13 protein-coding genes and 1 pseudogene are annotated in these 18,017 nt (G+C 62.0%); 9 read left to right on the plus strand and 5 right to left on the minus strand.

Going from position 1 to position 18,017, the window contains the following annotated elements; all coding sequences use genetic code 11:
- The first annotated feature begins 43 nt into the window (after positions 1–43).
- From H5V43_RS03550 to H5V43_RS03575, 6 genes are all read left to right on the plus strand, one after another.
- Positions 44–1,672, plus strand: coding sequence for a GMC family oxidoreductase (locus tag H5V43_RS03550; protein WP_025549961.1), 1,629 nt, complete (start codon positions 44–46; stop codon positions 1,670–1,672).
- A gap of 93 nt (positions 1,673–1,765) precedes the next feature.
- The gene (locus tag H5V43_RS03555; RefSeq protein ID WP_043154047.1) at positions 1,766–2,449 is read left to right on the plus strand and encodes an OmpW/AlkL family protein; all 684 of its coding nucleotides are present in this window, start codon (positions 1,766–1,768) and stop codon (positions 2,447–2,449) included.
- Between the two features lie 191 nt (positions 2,450–2,640).
- On the plus strand, positions 2,641–3,762 hold the full coding sequence (locus tag H5V43_RS03560) for a thiolase family protein (RefSeq protein WP_025549960.1): 1,122 nt from the start codon (positions 2,641–2,643) through the stop codon (positions 3,760–3,762).
- Positions 3,698–4,549, plus strand: coding sequence for an enoyl-CoA hydratase/isomerase family protein (locus H5V43_RS03565; RefSeq protein ID WP_200887632.1), 852 nt, complete (start codon positions 3,698–3,700; stop codon positions 4,547–4,549). The genes H5V43_RS03560 and H5V43_RS03565 overlap by 65 nt, the downstream gene beginning before the upstream one ends.
- A gap of 18 nt (positions 4,550–4,567) precedes the next feature.
- Positions 4,568–6,328, plus strand: coding sequence for an acyl-CoA dehydrogenase C-terminal domain-containing protein (locus H5V43_RS03570; RefSeq protein WP_119748561.1), 1,761 nt, complete (start codon positions 4,568–4,570; stop codon positions 6,326–6,328).
- A 26-nt stretch (positions 6,329–6,354) separates the two neighbouring features.
- A complete protein-coding gene (locus H5V43_RS03575; protein WP_119748563.1) occupies positions 6,355–8,043 on the plus strand; it encodes a long-chain-fatty-acid--CoA ligase in 1,689 nt (562 codons plus the stop codon).
- A gap of 72 nt (positions 8,044–8,115) precedes the next feature.
- Here the strand turns inward: H5V43_RS03575 and H5V43_RS23550 are convergent.
- Positions 8,116–8,232, minus strand: a pseudogene (locus H5V43_RS23550) (IS5/IS1182 family transposase); the annotation flags it as partial.
- A 114-nt stretch (positions 8,233–8,346) separates the two neighbouring features.
- Here H5V43_RS23550 and H5V43_RS03580 point away from each other — a divergent pair.
- The 3 genes from H5V43_RS03580 (at position 8,347) to H5V43_RS03590 (ending at position 11,059) form a co-directional block, all read left to right on the plus strand.
- Entirely contained in the window at positions 8,347–8,985 is a 639-nt protein-coding gene (locus H5V43_RS03580) for a transposase (RefSeq protein ID WP_025549894.1), read from the plus strand.
- A gap of 223 nt (positions 8,986–9,208) precedes the next feature.
- Positions 9,209–9,961 (plus strand): helix-turn-helix transcriptional regulator, encoded by a 753-nt coding sequence (locus H5V43_RS03585; protein ID WP_052192319.1) that lies wholly within the window; start codon positions 9,209–9,211, stop codon positions 9,959–9,961.
- A 645-nt stretch (positions 9,962–10,606) separates the two neighbouring features.
- Positions 10,607–11,059, plus strand: a complete 453-nt coding sequence (locus H5V43_RS03590) for a hypothetical protein (protein ID WP_052816720.1) — start codon at positions 10,607–10,609, stop codon at positions 11,057–11,059.
- Between the two features lie 128 nt (positions 11,060–11,187).
- Here H5V43_RS03590 and H5V43_RS03595 read toward each other — a convergent pair whose 3' ends face one another.
- From H5V43_RS03595 to H5V43_RS03610, 4 genes are all read right to left on the minus strand, one after another.
- Entirely contained in the window at positions 11,188–12,138 is a 951-nt protein-coding gene (locus H5V43_RS03595; RefSeq protein ID WP_037483063.1) for an IS5 family transposase, read from the minus strand.
- A gap of 89 nt (positions 12,139–12,227) precedes the next feature.
- A complete protein-coding gene (locus tag H5V43_RS03600; RefSeq protein ID WP_025549892.1) occupies positions 12,228–15,956 on the minus strand; it encodes a conjugal transfer protein TraG N-terminal domain-containing protein in 3,729 nt (1,242 codons plus the stop codon).
- 11 nt (positions 15,957–15,967) lie between these two features.
- Positions 15,968–17,413 carry a conjugal transfer protein TraH gene (locus H5V43_RS03605; RefSeq protein WP_025549891.1) on the minus strand — a complete coding sequence of 482 codons (1,446 nt, stop codon included), beginning with the start codon at positions 17,411–17,413 and terminating at the stop codon, positions 15,968–15,970.
- A gap of 52 nt (positions 17,414–17,465) precedes the next feature.
- Complete coding sequence (locus H5V43_RS03610) at positions 17,466–17,999, minus strand: hypothetical protein (RefSeq protein WP_119748646.1); 534 nt, start codon at positions 17,997–17,999, stop codon at positions 17,466–17,468.
- Positions 18,000–18,017: the final 18 nt, after the last annotated feature.

Genomic DNA, 18,017 nt, shown 5'->3' on the forward strand with positions numbered 1-18,017 from the left:
GAAACAAGAGAGCGGCGTCGGTAGCTGCCGTCTGGAGATCAGGATGTTTGACTATATTATTGTTGGAGCGGGATCTGCCGGATGCTTGTTGGCGGAGCGGTTGTCGGCCAATCCCAGGACGCGGGTCTGTCTGCTTGAGGCGGGCCCGTCCGACCGCAGCCCGCTGATTCACATGCCCATCGGGATAGCGCTGCTGGCAAAGAGCAAGACTCTCAATTGGGCATTCGAAACACAGCCACAGGCCAATCTTGGCGGTCGACGGCTGTTTTGGCCGCGCGGCAAAACCCTTGGCGGATCGAGTTCGATCAATGCGATGGTCTATATTCGCGGGCACCGGGATGACTATGATTCGTGGGGCGAGGCAGCCGATCCGATCTGGTCTTATGATAATGTACTGCCGCTATTCAGAGCAATGGAGTCCAACGAAAGATTTGGAACCGACGCGTTTCATGGCGGCGACGGTGAGCTTCACGTCAGTGACCTGCGAACCCGCAACCCCTTGAGCGATGCCTTCGTCGAGGCTGGACAACAGGCCCAGTTTCCGCGTGCCGTCGATTTCAACGGGGAGACGCAGGACGGCGTCGGCCTGTACCAGGTCACCCAGCACAAAGGCCGGCGCTGGAGTTCCGCGCGCGCCTTTCTTTCCAAAGCCAAGGGCCGGCCCAATCTACGGATAGTCACGGGCGCGCGGGCTACCCGGATCATTCTGGAGGACCGCAAAGCGGTCGGCGTGACCTATGCCGTGGGGGGCAAACTCGTCGATGTGCGAACCAGGGAGGGTGAGGTCATTCTTTCGGGCGGCGCCGTCAATTCCCCGCAACTACTGCTGCTTTCCGGTATCGGCGACGCAGCCGAGCTGAACGCATTCGGTATTCCGGTGGTCGTCGACCTTCCGGCAGTCGGAAAGAATCTTCAGGATCACCTCGATATCACAATCATGCATGAGGCGAACGACCATACACCGATCGGCATCGCACCGTCATTCATCCCGCGTGCGCTGTCCGGAGCGTTTTCTTACGCTTTCCTCCGAAAGGGCTTCTTAACGAGCAACGTCGCCGAGGCGGGCGGCTTCGTCAAAAGCACACCTTCGCGGAGTCGGCCGAATCTACAGTTTCATTTTCTCCCCACGCTTTTGAAGGACCATGGGCGCGAAATTGCGTTCGGGTATGGCTATACATTGCATGTCTGCGATCTTCTCCCCAAGAGTCGGGGCCGCATCGGGCTCACAAGCCCCAACCCGCTCGACGATCCGCTGATCGATCCAAGCTATCTCTCTGCCCCCGAAGACATCGAGACCATGGTCGCGGCGGTGAAGATCGGCCGGCAAATTCTGTCGGCGCCGTCAATGGCGGCCTTCTCGAAAACCGAACTGGTCCCTGGGCCAGCGGTCCAGAGCAAGGCGGATATCGTGGCGGATATCCGTCGGCGAGCGGAGACGATCTATCATCCTGTGGGAACATGCCGGATGGGACGAGACCCTCAGTCGGTCGTCGATCCGTCTCTCCGGGTGCGTGGCGTGCAAGGTCTTCGCGTCGTCGACGCCTCGGTGATGCCGACGCTGGTCGCCGGAAACACCAACGCCCCGACGATGATGATTGCGGAAAGAGCTGCCGAGCTCATTCTTGGGAAAACGAAACTCGCACTCAGCACCGACATGGAGGCAGCCCGCTAACTCGTCGCAGAAATAGGACGACAGTTGGAACCGTATAGATCCATCAAAAAATGCCGATCCAGAATAGTGGCGGCACATAGGGAGGATAATTTCATGAGAAAAAATGCAGCACATACCTATACAAGGCTTGCGCAATACACCGCCGCTCTCGCCGTCTTGAGTGCCTCCCCTCAACCTGCGTGGGCCCAGGACTCGGGAGATTTCAAGCGGTGGGCAGTAAGTGTGAATGCAACCCGGGTCTTGGTGAGTGAGAATGCGCCCGACATCACCTTGGCGGGAGGGCATGTCCCCGGCTCGAATGTGAGGATCGGAGACGCAACGACGGTGACCGCTGATATCGGATATTTCGTCACGCCCAATATTGCCGGAAATTTGTTTCTCGGCGTACCACCGACCGCGCAAATTGACGGCGCCGGTTCGCTTGAGCCGCTCGGAACAGTGGCCAAAGTCAACTATGGACCCATCATCTTGTCGGCCCAGTACCATTTCAACAATCTTGGCAAGGTTCATCCCTATCTGGGAGTGGGGGTCGGACGGATCATCTTTCTGAATGCGCGTGACAGGGCTTTGGCTAATTTCAGCATTGACGACAGTTGGGCGCCTGCGGCTCAGGTGGGTGTTCGGTATGAGCTTGGCGCAGAATGGATGCTGAACGCCGACGTTCGATACGTTCCCTTCTCCACGCACGCCACCGGTTCACTGGGTGGAGCGCCTGTCCGGACCCGTTTGGACATCGACCCGGTCCTGACCAGCGTCGGAGTAACTTACCGGTTCTAGGTTCGATCGGGCGCTTCTTAACGGGCGGTCTGAATTTCAAGGGGAAATCCGAGTGTCGAGTCTGATGATGGACCGCCCGTTGATGATCTCGCAGCTTACTTCGCTCAACTGTCCTCCATGCCTATGCCATCAACGGCGCGAGGATGCCCCCGATCTGACGGTCGATAACTAACACATCAAGGAAGACCGGAATGGCCGAAGCCTATATCGTCGATTATCTGCGCACGCCGTTCGCTCCGGCCTACAGGGGTGCGCTCGCCCCGGTCCGACCCGACGATCTCGCTGCCAGCGTCATCGCGGCGCTCGTAGCCCGAGCGGGATTCCCGGCCGACGAGATCGAGGACGTCAATCTCGGCTGTGCTTTTCCGGAAGGTGAGCAGGGGCTCAACATCGCTCGCTGCGCCGCGCTGACCGCCGGCCTGCCGCAATCGGTCGGCGGCTCCACGGTCAACCGCTGGTGCGGCTCTTCCATGCAGGCCATCCAGATGGCCGCCGGCGCGATCGCCATGGGAGCTGGCGACGCCTTCATCGCCGGCGGTGTCGAATCCATGAGCCGCGTACCGATGATGGGTTTCAATCCTCAACCCAACCCCGGTTGGACGGATGCTCAGCGGCTCGTCTTCCTCAACATGGGTCTGACCGCGGAGACCCTGGCGGAACGCTACTGCCTTTCCCGCGAGGAGCAGGATGCCTATTCGCTCGAAAGCCAAAAAAAAGCGCTGGCGGCGCGGGCGGACGGCAGGCTGGCTGCCGAGATATCCCCGGTCGGCGATATCGCTTCCGATGGTTGTCCGCGGGAAACGGATGCGGAGAAGCTTGCCGGATTGAAGACGGCGTTCAAGGTCGACGGCTCCGTTACCGCTGGCAACTCGTCCCCGCTCACCGACGGCGCCTCCGCGACGCTCGTCTGCTCCGCTGACTTCGTCAGGCGGCACGGGCTCGATCCGCTAGCGCGTGTGGCGGGTTACGCGATTACGGGTTGTGCTCCAGAGATCATGGGCATCGGACCTGTCGAGGCGAGCCGAAAGGCCTTGAAGCGAGCCGGCATCTCCGTGGCTGACCTCGACGTTGTGGAGATGAACGAGGCCTTCGCCGCGCAGGTCCTCGCCTGCTGTCGCGATCTCGGGATCGATCCGGCCAGTCTCAACCGGGATGGCGGTGCCATCGCGCTCGGTCATCCGCTCGGCGCCACGGGCGCGCGTCTGGTGGGCAAGGCGTCGAGCGTACTGAAGCGCGATGGCGGACGTTATGGGCTGGCCACCCAGTGCATCGGGGGAGGACAAGGCATCGCTATGGTCCTGGAAGCGGCGTGATGAGGGTGATTGCCGAAGCCGCCGTGATCGGCGCGGGCGTTATGGGTTCCGGCATCGCGGCCCATCTGGCAATGCCTTCATCGATCGGGGTCACGCTACCTTCAGGGCGATCAAATATGCCCCGTTCCCGGTCGTCGGCGCACTCGCGGGGATGGCGTTCGGCGGCGGCTGCGAGATCCTGCTCCATTGCAGTGCAATCCAGGCGCATGCCGAGGCGTCGATCGGTCTCGTCGAGACGAAGATCGGCGTCGTCCCCGGCTGGGGCGGCTGCAAGGAGATGTTGATCAGGCAGTACGCACTGACAGCCGCACCGCACGGCCCTGTGGCGCCCGCGATCGCCGCCTTCAATCTGATCGCATCGGCCAGGGTCTCCGGGAGCGCCTTCGAGGCGCGCAATCTCGGTTTGCTGAGGGTAACCGACGGTATCACCATGAACCGGGACCGACTGCTCGCCGATGCGAAGCGGAAGGCGTTGGATCTCGTGCCCGGCTACTCGGCTCCGGAAAGGCCGAAGATCGCGTTGGCCGGTCTATCGGGAGCGCCCGCCATCCGCAACCTGCTGGATAGCGAGGTGATAGCCGGTCGCGCCACAGCGCATGATCGGGTCGTGGGCATTGCCCTGATCGACACCCTGACGGGCGGTGTCAGCGCCGATCCGCTGAAGCCGGTCGGCGAGGACGAGATTACCGCGATGGAAAAGCGCGCGTTCATCGCCCTGTGCGGGACGCCGGGGACAGTGGCCCGCGTGAAGCACATGCTTGCGACCGGCAAGCCGCTGCGCAACTGACGAGAGAAAGACAGAACAATGACATCCTATGCACCGCCTGTCAGCGACATAACCTTCCTGCTCGGAGAGGTCTTCGACTTCGACGGCCTGATGCGGAGGCTGCCGGGCCACGAAGACGTCAACGCGGACCTCGCTGTCTCGATTCTCGATGAGGCTGGCAAGTTCTGCGTCGGCGTGCTCGAACCGCTGAACCGGTCCGGCGACGAGGAGGGCTGCCGGCTTGAAAACGGGGCCGTCTCCACGCCGAAGGGCTTTCCCGAAGCCTATCGGGCATTCGTAGAGGCCGGCTGGGCCGGTCTTTCGGGCGATCCGGAATATAGCGGCCAGGGTCTGCCGCGCGTCGTACAGATACTGGTCGATGAGATGATCTCCTCCGTGAACCTGTCCTTCGGCCTGTTCCCCGGGCTCACCCGAGGCGCGGTGGAGGCGATCTCCCGCCACGCGAACTCGGACCTCAAGGCGACCTATCTGCCGAAGATGATCTCCGGCGAATGGACTGGCGCAATGGCGCTCACCGAAGCCGCGGCCGGTACCGACCTCGGCCTTTTGACAACGAAGGCAGAGCCCGTTGGCGACGGCTCCTATCGGATCAAGGGCACGAAGATATTCATCTCCTCCGGCGACCATGACTTCGGCGGCAATATCATCCACCTGATCCTCGCGCGCTTGCCGGGCGCGCCGAAGGGGGTCAAGGGCATCAGCCTGTTCCTGGCTCCGAAGTTCCTCATCGGGAAGGACGGTTCGCTCGGAGCGCGCAACGACATGTCCGTCGGGTCGCTCGAACACAAGATGGGCATTCACGCGCAGCCGACCTGCGTCATGAACTACGACGGCGCGATCGGTTGGCTCGTCGGCGAGGCGGGCCGCGGCCTCAACGCCATGTTCACGATGATGAACGCCGAGCGTCTTTTTGTCGGCATCCAGGGACTCGGCATCGCTGAAGCGGCGAACCAGAAGGCCACGGGCTACGCACGCGAGCGCCTTCAGGGCCGTTCTTCAGACGGCACCCGCGGTCCCGTTGCGATTATCGAACACCCCGACGTACGCAGGATGCTGCTGACCGGCCGCAGCCTGGCCGATGCCTCCCGGGCGCTGGCGATCTGGACCGCCATGCAAATGGACATCGCCGCCCGGCATCCTGACGAGGCCGCGCGCAGGGAAGCCGACGGGTTCGTGGCACTGCTCACGCCGGTTGTGAAGGCAGCGTTCACCGATTTCGGCTTCGAGACGGCCGTGGCCTCGCAGCAGGTGCTCGGCGGCCACGGCTACATCCGCGAATGGGGCATGGAGCAGTTCGTCCGAGACGCGCGCATTACGCAGATCTACGAGGGCACCAACGGCGTTCAGGCGCTCGACCTCGTCAGCCGCAAGTTGCCGATGGAGGATGGCGCGCTGGCCTCGCGCTTTTTCGCGCTCATCGAGCAGGATCTGCGTACAGCTGCGGATTTACCCGCAGCGGGTGTCATCACGAAGGCCACTGCCCAGGCGCTCGGCCGCCTGGAAACCACGACGCGCCACCTTCTCGCGGCGCGAGCCGCGCCCGCGGAGGCCGGAGCTGCCGCCGCCGATTATCTGCGCCTTTTCGCACTCGTGGCCTTCGGCTGGGTGTGGGTCCGGATGGCGGCCCAGGCGGCCACCGGACAGACTCCGCTTCATCGCCGCAAGCTGGCGACCGCGACGTTCTTCGCAGAGCGGGTGCTGCCGCAGACGCTCTGGCTGGAGGCGGCAATCATCAGCGGGGCAGCGTCTTTGATGGATATCGAAGCCGAACTGCTTTGATCAGAAATTCCTTGGGAGGAAATGTGATGCTTGGACAGATGATGCACTCGCCGCTGCTCGTGTCGTCGATTCTGCGACACGCGGCGGCCTATCACGGCGACACGGAGGTCGTATCGCGCACGGTGGAAGGGCCGATCCACCGCTATACCTATGCCGAGCTTTCAAGGCGCGCGCAGAAGCTCGCCAATGCCCTCGGACGCCTCGGCCTCGAAAACGGCGACCGGGTCGGAACACTGGCCTGGAACGGCTATCGGCACATGGAGCTCTATTATGGCGTGTCCGGATCCGGCCTCGTCTGCCACACGATCAACCCGCGCCTCTTCCCAGAGCAGATCTCCTATATCATCGCGCATGCCGGAGACAGGATCCTCTTCTCGGACCTGTCGTTCCTGCCGATCCTCGAAGTGCTGGCGGACAGGCTGAAGGATCTGAAGGCCGTCGTCATCATGACCGACGAAGCCCATATGCCGAAATCCGAGATCCTTCCCGGTCTCGTCTGCTACGAGACACTGATCGCGGGAGAATCGGACGAATACGAGTGGCCGGATCTCGATGAGAATACCGCGTCGGGCCTGTGCTACACCTCCGGGACTACGGGCGAGCCCAAGGGCGTGCTCTACAGCCATCGGTCCAGCGTATTGCACGCCATGACCTGCGCGCTGCCCGATGTGCTGGGACTCTCGGCCCTGGATTCGGCCTCGCCGATCGTGCCGATGTTCCACGTCAATGCCTGGGGTGTCCCTTTCGCGGCACCGATGGTCGGCGCCAAGCTTGTTATGCCGGGGCCGAGGCTGGACGGCGCCAGCCTGCATGAGTTGTTCGAGCAGGAAGGCGTGACATTTACCGCCGGTGTGCCGACCGTTTGGCTCGCACTGCTGGACTGGATGGACTCGCACGCCCAATCGTTCACAAGTCTGAAGCGCGTCGCGATCGGGGGTTCCGCTTCGCCTCCGATCATGATCAGCCGCTTCCAGAACAAGGGTGTCATGGTCCGGCACGCCTGGGGGATGACCGAGACCAGCCCGATCGGCCTCGCCGCGACGTTGAAGACGAAGCACGAAGGACTACCGGCCGAACAGAAACTGGCGCTGCAGGCCAAGCAGGGACGGCCGCTTTTCGGCATGGAGTTCTGCATCAAGGGCGCCGATGGCGAGCCGATCGCGAGGGACGGCAAGAGCTTCGGTTCGATGCTCGTGCGCGGCCCCTGGGTCGCCGCCGGCTACTACAACAGCCCCATCAGCCCGGCGCACGCGGCAGAGGGCTGGTTCGACACGGGCGACGTCGTGACCATGGATGCCGATGGTTTTATCCAGATCGTCGACCGCACCAAGGATGTGGTTAAATCCGGCGGCGAATGGATTAGCTCGATCGAGCTGGAGAATATCGCCCAGGCCCATCCGGCCATCAAAGAGGCCGCTGTCGTCGGCAAGCCGGACGAGCGCTGGGGCGAGCGCCCGGTGCTCATCGTGCAGCTCAAGCCGGAGATGAATTTCTCACGTCAGGACATGGTCGAACTGTACACGGGTAAGATTCCCAAATGGAGTATTCCGGACGATGTGCTGGTCGTCGAGGAGCTGCCGCATACCGCGACCGGGAAGCTGCTGAAGACAGCCATCCGCGAGATCGTCGTGAAGGAACTGCAGGTGGGATCGCTGGACGAAGGTACTGCAGGAGGCGACCTGGATCTGCATCCGGCGCCCGGCAGAGCTTCATAGCGAAGCTCCCCACATCGGGCAGATATACACGAACTCGACACTGCCCGATAGCTGATCAAAAAGGGTCTGGATCCTGGCGCGGTGTTGCTTTGGCGCGGCCACCGGTGTCGCATCGACGATCTGACCGCCCATAGCGAGATAACCACGTTCCTTGAGCTGTTGGTCGAAATTAGCGAACAACACATCTAGTTAGCGGTATCGGGAAGACTCGGCCTGCGACGTAAGCGTCAAAGTTTGCCGGGCTTCCGCAGCGCGGCGTAAGGTCCGATAATTCGCCATTAGGGTTTAGTAGGCGATTTACTGATGGCGATTTTCGACATGAAGCCTGTTGCTGCTGTTGGACAGATAATGGAGAGTTCTGCAGCGTCCGTGTCGGTGCCGAAGGAGATCGGCCGTCGCCGGTCCTGGTCGACCGAGGAGAAGCTGGCGATCGTGGCCGAAGTGGAATTGCCGGGAGAGACGGTAACGACCGTCGCGCGGCGGCACGAGATGAGCCCGGACCATTTGCTGAATTGGGTGGAGCGGGCAAAGCACGGGACGCTGGAGCGACGCGCACGGCGGGCCGACAAGGCATCGAACGAGGTTGCGGATGGCGGGTTTATCGACCTTGGCACATTCGGCCGAGCCGAGGTCGAGGCGATGCTGGGCGGTGGCAGCGCCATGATCGAGATTGAATTTCCCGGGCCGATGCGCGTGACCGTCTTTGAACTGGATCATAGCCGCGGTCACTGCGCCCCGCTCGGCATCGTCCTGGAAGCGTGGCACCGCGTCACCCCACGGCCGCAGCGCCCACAGATCGATCGATACCTCCTTCGGGCAGACCAGCAATGCAGTCAGGTAGCCCTCCAATGCCAACGCGCTCATCGTCCCCGACGGCGCCAGCTCGGACTGCGCATAGGCATGCCAAACCGACCGCGCCCGCTCGCCAGCGGCCATTGTTGAATCCGCAGAGACAGTGGCCGAAAACATCATCACCCGCTTGTTGGCGTCATCGCCGCACATCGGCGGCGCCTACTAAATTACCTACAAAACTTAGTGACGATAGCGGAAGACCGGGAAACTTTGACGCTTACCCTGCGACGAAATGAAAGAGATTTTCGCTCAAAAGTACACGGTTCAGGAGAGGGCTCGAGAGGCATTCCTCCTTTTAGAAGGGTCTGCCGTTATGTTGACCAAACTGGATCTGAACCACTTCCTTAAGGCCTTTCGCTCGGTTCTGACCGAAGACGATTTAAATGAAGCCCTAAGGCGGGTCACCAATATGCTCGGGTTCTCGCAGTTTGCGATGGGCCACCATGTTGACCTGACGTGCCCGCCGCAAGGAGCAATCCGGTTATCGACCTATAACGAAGACTGGGTATCCCATGTCCTCGAGCGCGCATATTTCGCGGAGGATCCTATCCATCTTGCAAGTACCAAGACCGTCAATGGCTTCTCGTGGCACGACGTCGGAGACATCATCCGTCTGACGCCCCGTCACAAGCAGATTCTTTCGGAAGCCATCGGCTTCGGCCTTGGCGCTGGTTTCACGGTGCCTGTGCATCTGCCCGGTGAATATCAGGGAACATGCTCCTTCGCGGCGCGATCGCTCGACCAACTCCACGAAAACGCACTGCCAATCGCCCAACTGTGCGGTACATTTGCATTCGAAGCAGCCAGGCGGATCATGCGGAAGAAATTGAGGCTTGAGGATACCGTTGTACCGGACCTTACGCCGCGACAGATGGAAGCGCTTGTCCTCGTCGGAAGGGGAAAGACCGACCGGGAGATCGGCAATATTCTCGGCGTATCGCGATCGACCGCCCATGAACATGTCGAGGGGGTGAGGCGGGCTTATGGTAACGCGCAGCGCGCCTATTTGATCGTGCGGGCGCTCTTTGATGGACAGATCGCCTTCACCGATCTCCTTCGGCGCTAACAGGGCAGGTAACGTCAACGCTGATGGCGTTATCGCATCGTCCCGCCCACCGATCGCCAGCGCGACTGTTGAAAATTAGCCCGGTCCGCTTGGAAAAGGATTGCGCGTGCCACCGCGATATAGCTTCGCGGATGGACACCGTCCCTCGAGCCGGCGCTTTTTATATCGACCGTCCGGTCGCCAAAACGCCGCGCCACGCGATACACATCCCATGCAGGCGTCGGCTGCCGAGGGTATATCCACGTAACCTTTGCGCCCCACAGCTTACGTCGCAGTGTGACAAGGTCGCGTGCACGCGACGGGCTCAGACGATCATTGGAGCCTGCTGAGACAACGACCTGGCGATACCCGATTGAAGGTGCCATTGCCGCTATTGACCCGACAGAGGCCCCGTTCCGCGCCAGGACATCGCACCCTCCGAAATGAAGGATCTGCAGCGCTGCGGCGACACCGATCGCGATGCTGTCTCCGAGGATCAGGCAACTCGACAACAGACCACTCCAGGGTGAGGAGAGAAGTGGGAAAGGGCGGTCGGCCGCTCGCCAAGGGAATGACCATAGGACGTGAATTGGAGCCGAAGTTCGCCATGACGGGATTCCAATCTTTCCTTGCCGATGGTATTCTCCACGGCAGAAAGGATCCGGCATGGGCCCAGTCGACGTCATGAGCGAACAGGCAGAATTGGACGCGAGCGCTGTGCGGTCGCGGCCCCGAGCATCGGCCTGGCTGTGGCGCCCCTGGTATGCGAAACTCTGGTGGGCCAGCATCGCTATCTATTGGACGGGCAAACTCGCCTCCTATTGGAGCCCAGTTCTCGACGATGCTTATTCGACCGCGGTGGCCGGCTATCTCAATATCGCCCTCTATCCGTTCACCGCTTTGATGGTTCTTGGAGTGCGCTTTGTACCGGCGTGGATGGAATATTACGGCTGGGAATGGGTCGAGCCATCTCATGACGAGTTGTTTCCGAAGCGCTCCGTTGGTGGATACCTCGACCCGATGGCCGACCCCCTCGATCCTCGCTCGCCCAACCACTGGCGATATCTAGGGAACCTCTGCGCAGGTAGAGAATTGGGCGTCGTGCGGCGTCAACGGTGAGCTTTGCCGCGCCGCGCTCCTTGCGGTGCGCGAATTTGGCCAATATTGTGGATTTTCGGCCTATTTCCGTCGGTATTTGGCTGTTTTCCGGGCCGTTTCCCGTTCTGCGGGCGCAATTAGCCTGCAGTTCAGGCCAATTGCTCGCGCATGATGTAGATATTGGCCAGGGTGAGCTGGCAGAAAATCTGCTGGTTGTTCTTGTACAGTCCGCGATAACGGGTCCTGGTGTAGCCGAACTGGCGCTTGACGACCCGGAAGACATGCTCGACCTTGGAGCGGAACGAAGACGTCAGCCGGTTGATCCGGCGCTGTTCATCGGTCAGGGCCTGGCCCTTCTTGCGCTTGAAGGGCGTGGCCCAGACGACGTCGGCTTCGGTTCGATCGGCTTCGAGCGAACGCTCATTGCTGGCATAGGCGCTGTCGCCAAAGGCAATTTCCTCCTCGCCGTAAAGCAAGGCATCGGTCGCCACGCTATCATGCACATTGGCCGATGTCATTTCGGCCGAATGCACGCAGCCCGAAGCCGCGTCTGCGCCGATATGCGCCTTCATGCCGAAATACCATTGATTGCCCTTCCTGGTCTGCTTTATCTCGGGATCGCTCGACTTCGTGCGGTTCTTGGTCGATGGCGGCGCGGCGATCAAAGTCGCATCCACGATCGTGCCCTGGCGCAACAGCAAACCGCGCTCGGTCAAAACCGCCGTCATCTCGTCAAACAGCGCTTTGCTCAATTCATGCTTCTCAAGCAAATGCCGAAACTTCAAGATCGTCGTCTCGTCGGGTACGCCCTCGAAGTCGAGGCTGATCCTTGCAAATTCCCGCAACAGTGGCGTCTCCCACAGCGCTTCTTCCATCGCTGGATCGGACAGGCCAAACCATTGCTGCATGAAATGGATCTTCAGCATCGACCGCAACGGGTAAGGACGACGCCCCCGCCCCACCACCGGGTAATGCGCAATGATCAACTGCTCGAACCGCTCCCACGGAACCACAGCCGCCATCTGATCCAGAAATACCGCCAGCCGCGTCTGTTTGCGTGGCCGTGAAATCCCAATCCCTGAAAAACGACCCTGCTTCATGCGGCCCTCCTTTTGCGAAGAGAATCATTCCATCATTGCCTCTGCAAGGCCTACTTGCTCAGGGGTTCCCTAGATGATATGAAATAGTTTCATTTATCCCGCCGCTCCTTGAATTTTGGATCACCATCAAACGGGCCGTTAGCGAGATCATCCGAAAATCTGCCGCTGCCTAGGACTGACGATTGCTCGATCGAGGTAAGGGGTCCGGTAATATCGGCTGTCCCACGCGCGGAATCAGCGTCCTCGAGGTACCGGTTCCGCAATCCACGGTCGCCAAGCAACTGATCGGAGAGAACTCGTGTAAAAGCTTGCTCCGGATTGGGCGAGCGAGATGCCGCGCGTTCTGCGGAAGCTACGGCTCCTCTCACGTCATAATTCACTATGTCTAGTGTAGCGTCGGCATTCTCTGAAGTTGTTCCGCGGTCGCTGCCTGCGAAACCTAACGAACCGCCCGCGCCGCCGGAAAGAGATGCCGAGCTCCCTTTTCCGCCACCCTTGGAGGACCCGCGCTGCGCGCTTGCTGAAACCGAAAGACCGACATCGGTTCCCATAGTGGTGCTGTCCTCCGCGCGACGAGTGATATTCCGCGACCATCCGGTTTGAGCCATAATTGCTTGAACATCCCGTTCGAGCGTGTCGGCGACCTGCGGTTTCAGCCGCCAATTCCCCTGGCGGTCCATCTCGAACCCGCCCTCGAGCCAATGGGCCATGGCGGCCTTTCCTTCGGCACCGCCACCGAGGAAATGCTCGATCGTGTCAGGGCCGGCCTGCTTGCCGGCTTCGAAGCGTGTGCTGGTGTCGCTACGCGCCGATCTAGTGAAACCCGTGCTGCTCGACACCAAGAGGTCATTATCGGCGAAACTGAACCGCGCCGAACCGCCACCGGCAATTGCACCATATTGGCTGTCATTGATCAGCCCGGCGCGGCGCAGTTGACCAGCGACCTCTGGCGTTACGTTCATGGCAAGGTCGCCATTCTGGCTCATCGCTAGCTGCTTCTTCGTCATCGTGATGCCATTGGCGCGCAGCAGCCCCTGCATTCGCGTCAGGCGCTCATTGTCGACGATTCGAGACGTACGCTCATTACGCGCGCGATCCGCGATCCCACCGGCGCCGCCGTCAGCCATATCGACCTGATTGCCGGCCGTCCCGGCAAGCGTGCGGATGAAGCTATCGAGCCGCGCAGCTTCGCGCGTCGAGACGCCTGCCGCCTCCGCGCCCTCCGCAAACCCAAAATTGTCCGACTGTCGACGCTCTTCCCCGATGCGCGCCGCGCTCCTCGTACCGTCCCGCCCAACTTCGCGTTGCGCGCCGAGCTTGCCCGCGCGCTCGGCAAAATCGAACCCGGCTGTCTCGCGCGTCCGTCCGTAGACACTCGTTCCCTCGCGTCCTGCTTCCGCGGTGGCCCCATCCGCCGTACCGAGTTGCGTCGACGCATTATAGGTTTCGAGCGCGTGCTCGACCTGCGCCTCATTGCGGCCAGTCGCGCGGGAGAGTTGGGTGATCGCAGAAGAGCGCGCTTCGCCGGAGAGCGCGTTGATAAAGCCGATGCGACGGCTGGTCTCCTGAACCGAGAGGCCAAGCATGCCGGCGGCATCGCGTTGTCCCTGGTTGGTGCCGGTCCGATGGGCCTGCTCGGTCGCCACATTGCCGCGCTCGATGCCGGCGACCTTGTCGCCAGCGAAATCGCGCCGCCCTTCCATAGCACCGACCTGGACCTGTGCTGAGGTGATGTCATTAAGGAGCATCGCCTCCTGGTCGAAGGCGTTGGCGGTCAGCTTTGCGAAGGTCGGGTCCGCCGAGGCCTGAGCGATGACACCGGACGCCTTCAGCGCAGCGTCCTTCGGTGAGTAGCCGTCTCGCTCGAAGGCTCGCGTCGCGCCCTGCCGCATCATATCGTAAGCGCGCTGATCACCAAAGGCGCGCCATTGCACCAGGTTCTGCGAGAACGCGGCAAAGGTGCGCTCACCGGCCTGTCCCGAGCCGAAATAGGTCGTGCCCAGAGCCCGGAGTGCGTCCTTCTCGGCGAACTGCTGAAACGCCGCCGTGGTTGCATTCGCACGGACCGCCCGTTGCGTCGCGGGATTGGACAGATCCCCATTGACGAGTGCCGGCGCCAGCCCGCCAAGCTCACGCGCCGCGTCGATTCCGCCCATGCCGAATGCCGGCACGCCCGGCACCCCGCTGTTGCGCTCACCCAACATCGTGCTCGCCGCGCCGAAGCTGCGATTGGCGCCAAAAGTCGATCGCTCGCCAAAGTCACCAAAGCTCGACGAAGCCCCGCGTCGCGCGAATGTGCCAAACGCGGACGCCTGTGCCTCAATGGCCGAGGCGCGACCCTCCGCTGTGCCCATAAGCGACGCGGCGGCAGTGCCCTGACCTTGGACGCCGAGCGCGCCACTGGTGAAAGCCGTGAAGACATTCCCCGAGAACCGGAACACCGTGAACACGAACGCGCCCGCCAGTCCCGCTGCGGCCGTGCGGAAACTTCCGAAGATCGCGAGAGCCTTTTGCGCGGAGGAAGGAGCAAGGAGCCAGGCGTTGGCGCCGTTGGCGTTCGAGCGCATCTCGGCAAGCGCGCCCATAGCGCGGCCAAGAGTAAGCTGGTAAATGCCGGCATCGATCACGCCCCACAAGGCGACGAACACGAACAGCCCCAGCGCGAAGCTCATGACCCGAAGATTGATCGGCGTCAGGATGAACAGAAGCGCGATCGGGATCATGAACAGCATAATGCCGAACACGACCGCGCGGATCGTCGGCATCCATTCATTGACGACCGACATGGTGGCGAGGCCATTCGACATCACGGCGCGGTTCGCCATGACCCTCGCCGCCGTCGCCGGGCTATCCTCGAAGAGCACGTCACCGACCGTGTTGCCCAGCAGGACATCCGTCATGAACGCCTGGAGCGACAGCGGCGAACCCATCATCATACCGCCCACCTCGCCCAGCTGGGCGCGGCAGCGCGTCAGTTGATTTGCATCGGTCGCGTCGAACCCTGTCCGCAGGCAGACCTGCCTGGTGTAATCGTCAAACAGGGCTGGGTCGGAAAGTCTGCCAGAAATATATTGCCATGACTCATCGCAACTCTTCGTCGTGCCGCCCTTGTCGGCTGCCGTGTAAACCGTGCTGAAGGTCGCAGGTCCCGCCATCGCCGCGAACGCGGTTGGCAAATCGGTCGTCGTCCGGAACAGCTTGTCATCGTCGATGCCATACGCCGGCGACACGCGCGCCACCGGATAGCATTGCCGGACATAGTCCTTGATCGTTGCGTCGAGGAAGGTGTCGGTCATCGGTCCCCGTGGTGCGACAGCATTGAAGAACAGGTCGAACGTGTGCCCCCCGGCGCCGAACTCGATCTTGGAATCCGGATCGAGCGTGTTGTCGTCGATCGTCTCGACCAACGCGCGCTCCATCAGGTTGGTCGTGCCGGCGACCAGGACGAGCAGATTGGGGACACCGCCGACCGGCTGATAGGCGTTGCGGACCTTGTCATAGACATGGACGGTGCCGGTGGTCGCAATCATGCCTACGAACAGCCCTATGCCGACCAGCATCTGAAAACCGAAGGCGACAAGCCCCATGCCCTGGCCACGAATGGCAGTCAGCGTCGCACCCACCGCAATCCCGATCGTCGCAATTACAACGACCAGCGTCTCGTAACGCGGGTCGGCAAAGATCATCGCGACGAGGCGGAATGCATCCACCGTCTCGGCGAATCCGTCATAAGTATAGAAGCTCGTGTCGACGGCAAAGGCCGGCGAGGCGGCGAGCAATGCGGCAGCTGTGACAGCGGGACGAAGGATCCGACGCATCATTGGAGCACCTATTGGTTGCGGTTCGCGGCGGTACCGGCGGCGTCGCGCGCATCGCGATCGCGCTGACGGAGAAGCCCGGCATAGGATGTCGAGAGGTTCGCCTGGCTTAGCGCCGCGAGATAGGACTGACGCATCTGCGCGCGCTGGCGGAGGACCTCCTCGCGCAGGTCCCGCAATTGCTCGATGCCCTTGGTCAGGATGCGGGTCTGGCAGATATTCGTGCTCGTCGCACTGGCAGCGCCGGCCGCCGTCGTCCCACGCTCGGCATTGCTGAGCGCGAAGTCGATGGAGCGGGTCAGGTCGTTCAGCATCTGATAGGCGAGCGTAAATGCGACCAACTCATCGGTATCACTGATGACCGAGCCCTGGACGCCCTGGCGGACGCCCCATTCGAGCATCCGATAAACGGGAAGCGTGCTGACATTGGCGACGAACTGGCGTTCATCAGCCGAAAGCCCACCGCGCGTCCTGATCTTGTCAGCGATCGACTCCATCCGGGTGCGCGCGAGTTCGAGCGCCCCCTTCGTCCCGTCCTGACTGCAATCACCGGCAGTGGGCGGAACATTGAGCGCGCGCTTCTGCACCCGGCCGCTCAGAAAATCGTCCGCCGACTCGGTATCCTGTTTCGGGCAGGCGGGGATTGCCGAGAAGAGCGGCACCTTGTCGGTCGGGTCCCAGCGCATATAGACGTCGCCGACGCGCGCACGCATCACATCCGCCCAGTCGCCGGCGCCGACCCGCGAAGCCGCATGCGACAGCAGCGATCCTGTGCGGAAGATGTCGGTGACTTCGGCCGGGCAATTCTGCAGCGCGTCCTTCAGATCCTCGGTCGGGTTGTTCTGGTTCGCCTGGATCTTCTCGCGGCTCTGCTGGTAGCTCTTGGCGAACCCTTCCTTTACAGACTTGTAGCCGGTCATCTCCTCGATGATGCCGCTCATATTGTCGTCGCCCTTGGCGATCTGGACAGCGCGGTTGGCCAACCGGCAATCATTGACCTGGATCGAATTCAGAAAGTTGGTCGCCGCCTCCATCTTCGAAATGATGTTGCCCATCTTCTCGTCGAGCGTCTCGAGCAGATACTGGAAGGCGACTGCGGGGGCCGCCTGAAGGATGCTCTCCAGCTTCTGGACGAGATAGTCGGGGTCGAGGAACGACATGCCGCCCAGGAACATGTCGATGCCGCCGCAGCCGGCCTTGATCTTGGGCAGGCTCAACGACATCAGATAGTCGTTATGGACATCCACCCGCCCCGACATGCCGCCGGCGGTCACATACCCGCGCGTCTGATCCTCGAAGCTGCCGGGAGAGGTATAAGTCGCGTTGTCGAACCAACTCTCCGCCCAGCTCTGCGCATGTGCCGGGGCCGCGGTGCCGCACGCAGCGACGATCCCGCACAGGCTGAACGAGAGACGGCGAGCTAGACGACGATAGAGTCTGGGAACGGCAAGCGACATGGCGGGCTTCCTCGGGTTCGAGTGAGATGAAAGAGGTGCTGGCCCGCCATGCTCAGCCTCCTCGGTTGGCCGGATTCCGCGGCGCGCCCACGCCGACGATCCCGGTATATTTGGACATGGCCCGAAGGCCGACATCAGGTCGCACGCCCGTCAGCATCTTGACGGCGAGATAAACGTTGCGGGCGAGGTTCGGCGCATGATCGGTGCCGATCGCGATCGGCACGATCCTGTTCCAATCCGCGATCGGTCGGACCCAAACGACCGGATGGCCAACCCAGGGCAGCCCAAGCCGGCCCGAACGGACCATCGCTTCCTGGCCGCCGATCGCAGCGACGCGCCAGCCATATTGCCGGCCAAAGGCCGATAGCTTGGTCCACATATCGCCGCACGGTACGCAACCCGGGCTCGTGCTCATTTCGATGACGAACGCCGGCGCCTGGCCGCGTAACGTATCGGCGAAGTCCGGCGGGAACTGCCGCGTCAGCGGGACGCGGGCGAGCCACGCCTGCAGGCTGGCAGCGTCGGCAACAGGATGGATTGCCGCGCGCCGCGCCGCATCTTGCCCTGCCGATGCCGATTGAGCCATCGCGCCCGCAGCGATACC

Origin of the sequence: Sphingobium fuliginis, assembly GCF_015074805.1 — a bacterium.
Taxonomy (GTDB): domain Bacteria; phylum Pseudomonadota; class Alphaproteobacteria; order Sphingomonadales; family Sphingomonadaceae; genus Sphingobium; species Sphingobium fuliginis.

What these genes read in the sequence shown, in the direction of transcription:
- H5V43_RS03565 (WP_200887632.1), top strand. Translation starts at nt 3,698, where the DNA reads ATGGGCTGGCCACCCAGTGCATCGGGGGAGGACAAGGCATCGCTATGG.
- H5V43_RS03580 (WP_025549894.1), top strand. Translation starts at nt 8,347, where the DNA reads ATGGCGATTTTCGACATGAAGCCTGTTGCTGCTGTTGGACAGATAATG.
- H5V43_RS03570 (WP_119748561.1), top strand. Translation starts at nt 4,568, where the DNA reads ATGACATCCTATGCACCGCCTGTCAGCGACATAACCTTCCTGCTCGGA.
- H5V43_RS03605 (WP_025549891.1), bottom strand. Translation starts at nt 17,413, where the DNA reads ATGTCGCTTGCCGTTCCCAGACTCTATCGTCGTCTAGCTCGCCGTCTC.
- H5V43_RS03610 (WP_119748646.1), bottom strand. Translation starts at nt 17,999, where the DNA reads ATGGCTCAATCGGCATCGGCAGGGCAAGATGCGGCGCGGCGCGCGGCA.
- H5V43_RS03575 (WP_119748563.1), top strand. Translation starts at nt 6,355, where the DNA reads ATGCTTGGACAGATGATGCACTCGCCGCTGCTCGTGTCGTCGATTCTG.
- H5V43_RS03585 (WP_052192319.1), top strand. Translation starts at nt 9,209, where the DNA reads ATGTTGACCAAACTGGATCTGAACCACTTCCTTAAGGCCTTTCGCTCG.
- H5V43_RS03555 (WP_043154047.1), top strand. Translation starts at nt 1,766, where the DNA reads ATGAGAAAAAATGCAGCACATACCTATACAAGGCTTGCGCAATACACC.
- H5V43_RS03560 (WP_025549960.1), top strand. Translation starts at nt 2,641, where the DNA reads ATGGCCGAAGCCTATATCGTCGATTATCTGCGCACGCCGTTCGCTCCG.
- H5V43_RS03600 (WP_025549892.1), bottom strand. Translation starts at nt 15,956, where the DNA reads ATGCGTCGGATCCTTCGTCCCGCTGTCACAGCTGCCGCATTGCTCGCC.
- H5V43_RS03590 (WP_052816720.1), top strand. Translation starts at nt 10,607, where the DNA reads ATGGGCCCAGTCGACGTCATGAGCGAACAGGCAGAATTGGACGCGAGC.
- H5V43_RS03595 (WP_037483063.1), bottom strand. Translation starts at nt 12,138, where the DNA reads ATGAAGCAGGGTCGTTTTTCAGGGATTGGGATTTCACGGCCACGCAAA.
- H5V43_RS03550 (WP_025549961.1), top strand. Translation starts at nt 44, where the DNA reads ATGTTTGACTATATTATTGTTGGAGCGGGATCTGCCGGATGCTTGTTG.